This window comes from Dietzia sp. B44, assembly GCF_014145245.1.
Taxonomy (GTDB): Bacteria; Actinomycetota; Actinomycetes; order Mycobacteriales; family Mycobacteriaceae; genus Dietzia; species Dietzia natronolimnaea.
On record NZ_JAALEF010000079.1, the window covers coordinates 1 to 6,317 of the forward strand.

At 59.7% G+C, this 6,317-nt stretch carries 3 protein-coding genes and 2 pseudogenes; all 5 read right to left on the reverse strand.

Annotation, left to right across the window (positions count from 1 at the left end; translation table 11 throughout):
- Positions 1 to 297: 297 nt before the first annotated feature.
- The gene (locus G6017_RS03315; RefSeq protein WP_182615942.1) at positions 298 to 2,691 is read right to left on the reverse strand and encodes a P-loop ATPase, Sll1717 family; all 2,394 of its coding nucleotides are present in this window, start codon (positions 2,689 to 2,691) and stop codon (positions 298 to 300) included.
- A 102-nt stretch (positions 2,692 to 2,793) separates the two neighbouring features.
- Positions 2,794 to 4,035, reverse strand: coding sequence for a cation:proton antiporter (locus G6017_RS03320; protein ID WP_182615944.1), 1,242 nt, complete (start codon positions 4,033 to 4,035; stop codon positions 2,794 to 2,796).
- A 238-nt stretch (positions 4,036 to 4,273) separates the two neighbouring features.
- Positions 4,274 to 4,816, reverse strand: coding sequence for a Dps family protein (locus G6017_RS03325; protein ID WP_182615946.1), 543 nt, complete (start codon positions 4,814 to 4,816; stop codon positions 4,274 to 4,276).
- A 75-nt stretch (positions 4,817 to 4,891) separates the two neighbouring features.
- Positions 4,892 to 5,149 (reverse strand): annotated as a pseudogene (locus G6017_RS03330) (pyridine nucleotide-disulfide oxidoreductase); the annotation flags it as partial.
- A gap of 991 nt (positions 5,150 to 6,140) precedes the next feature.
- A pseudogene (locus G6017_RS16685) lies at positions 6,141 to 6,317 on the reverse strand (pyridine nucleotide-disulfide oxidoreductase); the annotation flags it as partial.

Consider the following 6,317-nt stretch of genomic DNA (forward strand, 5'->3'; position numbering starts at 1 on the left):
TCCTCACACTCCATGAATCAGCGGGGTTAAGCGCTAATCGAGGCGGCTTGAGGATAAAGCAAACGGGCACCGCTCATCCGCTAACTATTCGCATTCCCGATCTCGAATAGGGGACCGCGACCGACCATACCTAGCGACCACATCTATTGTGGTGATGAACGCCTGAAATCGACGCGCAGCCGGCAGCGGCGCGCTATCGATTCGGTCGCCCAGGTTGCAAAGAACGGATTGTGGCGGCACTGAGTCGGGTGCGCCTAGAGAGAAGTTGTCGCTTTCTTTCAATCCCGGGTCGGGGAGTTAACTGCCGGGCTGTTCGGCATTCTCGTTCTCAGCGTCAAGTGGCGCGTATACGTCATCATCGCGAATTTCCAGATACGGCCGAAAGGCTGGATGAACGCGGTAGTGAAGCGGCCTGCCAAACCTGTCCGATAACCGCCGTGCCGCAAGCAGTTTCTTCCTCGCCTCTGACTCTCCTTCAACATACACAAATCGGCTATTGGAGGTCTCGACGCCCAGGAAGCTCGTGCGAATAAGCCAGTCTCTGATGTCGTCTGGATTTGGGCGCGTTGCGAGGATTGTTGACAAGGTCTCCTCTGGCACGGTTGAATCCAAACCCGCGAACTCGAAAAGTAGCTCTTCTAGGTCGAAGCCTTGCGCTTCACTCTCAACAAGAAGTGCTTCGACTGCAAACCTTGAGTATCTCCCTTCGGCGTGTATTAAATCCTGGGACAAGACGGTATCGTGCCGCCGATTGATTGCTGTTGTTAGCGCTGCGTTTCCTAGGAACACTAAGTCGCGGGGACGCGGCAGGGCCCGCCATAGGAAATAATCACGGGTTGGTTGGCTATGGACCTCTGGCGCGAAGAGTTCTGACCAAAGGCCTGATGGGTCGCTCTTCTTGCCTGACCGGTTGGCAACGTACCGATCCTCCAAGACCCGGATGAGAAGTTCTTCGTCGTCCCACTGTATTGACATCGAGTTAATTTTATCTGGCTCGCGAGCGAATGTGGACATCACATCGTAGATGTCAGTTCGCAAAAAGGCGGTGAGTGTCAAGTTGACAGGCGGTTGGCCGCTCTTGGACTTTGCCAGCAACTCCCTCAGCTTTCCCGATGAAATAAGCAAAGACAGGAGAAATCTAGAGAGCTTCTCGAAGTCAACTCCGCGCTCCCAGGTCTTATCCAAATTGTCGATAAGAACGGCTACTCTATCGTACTTGTGAATCGAGTTTCTGAGAGGTCCCATTAAACTAACTTGCCATCGGTTCCGTAGTCCGTCAGCCGCGGCCATCATTTCGGTCTGGCTGTGGTTCGAATGACGCAACGAGTCCACAATCACTTCGTCAAGTCGGGTCGAAAGATCACTTTCAGGGTCTATTCCAAGCGACTCTACCCTTTCGGATAATGCTGCAATGTCAGCGTCCGCACCAAGTCCCGCAGGCAAGTCTTTGGCGTGCGATATTGCACGCAATGCAACTTCGGTCAAGAGGAGGTAGCACCAAAGGTTGAGAAGAAAGTACTCACGCTTAGAACTGTCATCGAATCGCTCTAAGGCAGACGTCAATGCAGAAAGATCGTAAGAGCTTGGTTTGATGGGAACTACCAGAATTCTGCGGTCAGTCCTCAGTTCTTTCACTGACTGAATCATCGTAGCAGTCTTGCCGGTTCCTTTTCGGCCGACGAACACGCTTGCCCTTCCAGCCAAAACTGCCTCGAACTCATTAGTGGGAACAAAATAGTCGGCCAGTTCCTGCCGCTCCGATTCTGCGACGTACTCCCCAAAAGTCCGGATCGGCAACTCGATTTCTAGCTTAAGTCGGCCGAGACGCCTCTTTGATCCTTCGGGGGTCGGTAGATTGTCTAGCCAATTTTTGACGTGCTCTGTAAGTTCGGTTGTTGACGAGTACGCAAAAAGGAGATCCTTGTAATCTAGGGGCGTCTCGTATCCTTCTTCCGCCACCATAAGAAGGGGTAGGTCGAACCCGTGCACGATGCCTGCCAGCAGTGCGAGTCGACTATTGTAGTTTTCCGCTAGGGTGCGAGTCGGTTTTATGAAGTGCAGAATTGCAGCTGAGGACCTATAAATTAGTTTCACGTAGTGGCCCAGGGGTCCAAGGCTGAGTTCGTCTTCGGCCGCCAGTAATTGCAGGTGGGTGTTGCGGTTAAGTAGTTGTTCTAGCCGCTCGGCGGCATGAAATTTGTGAGGGGACCCTGGTGCAAATACTGCATTTTCTTCTCTTGATAATGCCCCAGCTAGTAAAACATCAAGAAGCGGGTGCTCGTCAGAGGCGGCGAGTTCTGATACCTTGTCTGCCAACTTCTGAGGGTTTCCTCCGTAGTTGATTCGCCCTATTGTATCTGTAAATTCGAGTTTGGACCACGACTTTACGGCTTCATTGTCAGTTTCGTCAATGGCTAGAAATAGATGTTTCCGCCTCGCGAGAGCGTACCCAGCTTCAAATAGTACATTGGGATTGCTGGAACTTACCTCAGCTATGCATGCATCGCGGCCATCGATATCCTCGAGGATGGCGTCGATTATTAGTCGACCTTCGATCCTTAGATCTTCCCAAGAGCGTGCGACAACGCCTCTTGAGTCGCAGTTGCCGACCGCGGTCCGAATCGCCTCTGCGCGAAGTCTTGGCTTCCCCGCGTAAGCGAAAAAGAATGAGTGACCATAGTGGGTGGGCATCTAATAATGTTCTCACGGGATCGGCTGTTGTGCCTAGTAAAGTGTGCAAGTAATTGCCAATGAATGGATCTAGCGCCCCGAGTGCCAGAGGCGCCTCGTCGCCTAGCTCCCCGCCCGGGACCGCCGGCGGTCCAGTGAGCGCATGACCTGGGACGCGCTCGCGCCGTGGAGCATCAGGGAGGCGATGATGACCAGCGACACCGCCGGCCACAGGGACCAACCGTCCTCCTTGGGGAAGTACCCCATCGCGTAGCAGAGGTAGAACAGCGAGCCCACGCCGCGGACGCCGAACACCGACACCACCATGCGCTCGTCTCGGCGGAGTTTGCGGTCCCCCAGGAGCGAGATCCAGGCGGTGAGCGGCCGGATCACCAGTAGGACGCCGGCCGCCACCGCCACACGGGTCCACTGCAGGCGTGGAAGCGCGTCCGAGACGAACGAGGCGCCGATCACTAGAAGGACCAGCAAGGTGAGCAAGTGCTCGGTGTACTGCACGAACTCGTGAAAGTGCTCGTGCTTCTCGTCGTCACGCTCGGACGCGCGGACCCCGAGCGCCGCGCAGAACACGGCGAGGAAGCCCCAGCCGCCCAGCAGCTCGCCGACGCCGTAGGCCAGCAGGAGCGTGGCCACGGCGGCGGCGGGTTCGGCGAATCCCACGAGTCGGTGGTCTCCCACGCGCACCCGGTAGACCGCGGCCCCGATAAGGCGGCCGAGGAGGTAGCCCACCACCGCGCCGATGACCGTCTTGCCCACCAGGTCCCACGCCACCCAGCCCAGGAGCCACTCGCCGGGATCCCCCTTGGTCGCCAGGTAGATGGCGAGGTACACGAAGGGGAACGCGAGGGCGTCGTTGAGCCCGGCTTCCGAGGTCAGGGCGAAGCGGGCCTCGTCGTGCTCGTCGTCGACCTTCTCCCCGGAGCTCGGGCCCTCCACCTGCACGTCGGAGGCCAGGACCGGGTCGGTCGGGGCGAGCACCGCCCCGAGTAGCACGGCGACCGCGGGGGTCAGCCCCAGCACCCACCACCCCAGCACCGCCACTCCCGCGATGGACAGGGGCATGCCGATCGCCAGCAACCGCCACGTGGTGGTCCACCCGCGCAGGCTCAGCGGACGGTCCAGGGCCAGGCCCACGCCGAAGAGCGCCACGATCACGGTGATCTCGGCCATCCGCTCGGCCAACTCCGCGTGCTCGATCACGTCGACGAGCTGCGACTCGGTGGGCATCAGCCAGCCGATGACCATGCCCACGCCCACCACCACGATCGGCGCGGACAGCACCCGCTCGCGGAGCAGGCGCGGAAGGAACGACCCGATGAGCAGGGCCGCGCCGATGACCGCGAACATCAGGTCGGTATTGGGCGCGCAGTGAGTCTGGTCGCCTCCGGGTCCCCTGCGCCACCGCTGGCGTCAGCGCCCGGCGGTCTTCATCTGCCGAGTCCGATTGCTTACCCCCGCCGCGCCCCCGGCGGCCTTCCTCGCCACCCCCCGCGACTCTGTTCACGAAACGAACGACGACGGGCCGGACTCCCTGGTGGGAATCCGGCCCGTCGCTGGTCGTGCAGGAGGGGTCAGCCAGGTGCGATCACGCCGTGGCGGACCGGGCTGCGCCCTTCTCGCTCGAATCGCCCGCGGTGGACAGCTGACCCGAGGAGTTCTCCAGGTGGGCGCGGACGAACCACTGGAACTTCTCCAGCTCGGCGGTCTGGCCGATGAGGATGTCCTCGGTCACCGGGTCCACCTCGCCGGCCACGGCGATGGCCTTGCGGTGATCGCCGATCATCCCGTCGTACACCTTGTCCAGGGCACCGAGGTGCGCCTGCGCGGTGTCGCGGCCCAGCGAGTAGTCGTCCCACGACCGGTGGTCGGCGTTGGCGCCCATCGTGCCCACCGGCGAGCCGCCCAGGGTGGCAATGCGCTCGGCCAGCACGTCGGCGTAGCCGCGGACCAGCTCGACCTGCGGATCCAGCATCTCGTGGACCGAGATGAAGTTGGGGCCCACCACATTCCAGTGCACGTGCTTGAGGGTCAGGTGCAGGTCGTTGCACGCCGTGAGTCGCTTCTGCAGCGTCTCGGCGAGCGTCGAGGAGTCAGCATTGGACAATCCGGGAACAGTGAATTCAGGCATGCCTCGAACCTAGCGCCGCCGTCCGGACCGTGCGACCGCTCGACCCGCCATGCAGGTCAGGACCCATGAGCCAGGTCACATGCCATCGCCGCATGTGACCGGAACCGACCGAGCCCGCCTGCGCACCCCGCCGTAGATCACTTGGTGGGTGATGAGCCGTTGGAGCACCACATCGGACGCCGGGCCGAGCACCGAGCCCCAGCGGCGCCTCGGGGGCCGGTAGTTGCGCAGCGTGCCGCCCTCGAGGTGGGCACGGATGTTGCGTGCGACCAGCAGGTGTCCTCGGTCGCGGGCGGAGGTGCGCAGCGGGTCGGTGGCGGCCACGTCGCCGACGGTAGGGACGGAAAGAAGATGGCGTTCTACAACTCCATTTGAAATGGCACGAACCCGCGGTCGTCGAATGTCCCACCGCCGTAGCGGCGAGGAAACTGCATCCTTATGCGAAGTTTGGAGCGACCCGAAAACTAAAGTAAAGGGCATGCTGAAATCCGCCACGAACCGACCCATTCATTTCCTCATAGCCAACCAGCATGCCTCCGGGTGAAAGAAAATCATCTCCCAAAATTGGGTAGCCACTGTCGGGGTGGGCATTATTCTCGATAAGTGCCGAGTTCGGTATATAGTTTAGCCTGAAAGGTCGATTCGACGTGAAGTTCACCCCGTCCCAGATAGAACTGGGGAACGCGGTCTCAGAACTGACAGTCGCGCTAGTTGCCACAGTTCGGCCTACGCAGTGCGGTAAGGAAACAGAGACTCGAGTACCAGTTGAGACAAAGTCCTCCTCGTCGGGTGAACTATTTCGAAGATAAACCCTCAGAAGATACTCGTGACCTTCGAGAACTTCTAGACTGCTACTCCAAATTGCTGGCCCGTTGACGTCTCGAGCGCCATGAAAACTGCGCTCGTCTCCGATGTTCGGATTGTTTCGATCGGCGTTGAGTGCTGGCCACCCTAGTGATGTCGGACCAGCGACTGTTGGCCTATCGGGTCCCCATCCAGTCAATTGCGCACGCGCCATTTTTGAACAGCCAAGATGCTCGGGTGCTGGCTGCGCTTCGGATCCTCCTATTGAGGGCAGGTAATTGTTCACGACTGGCGGCGGGGACTTTGATGGGTCACGGGAAAATTCCAGAGCTAGAGATAGGATTGCAGTGAGGGCAGCGACAACCGCGATAACGGTGGTTGCTGTAATAGATTGCAGCTTTTCGGAGACGGAATTCTTCTTCTTTTTCATGGTCATGGCAGAACTATTCTTACTCGGGAGTGGTAGAAGTATGGATACGTGAGTTGCCGGCTTTCTCGTACCGATGCACTTTGGACACAGTTACCGCCCCCGCCTGCGCACCCCGCCGTAGATCACTTGGTGGGTGATGAGCCGTTGGAGCACCACATCGGACGCCGGGGCGGGGACGCGGACACCCCGGCCGGGCGGGGTAAAGACGATGAGTCCGTCGCGCAGCGGGCCTAGCACCGATCCCCAGCGGCGCCTCGGGGGCCGGTA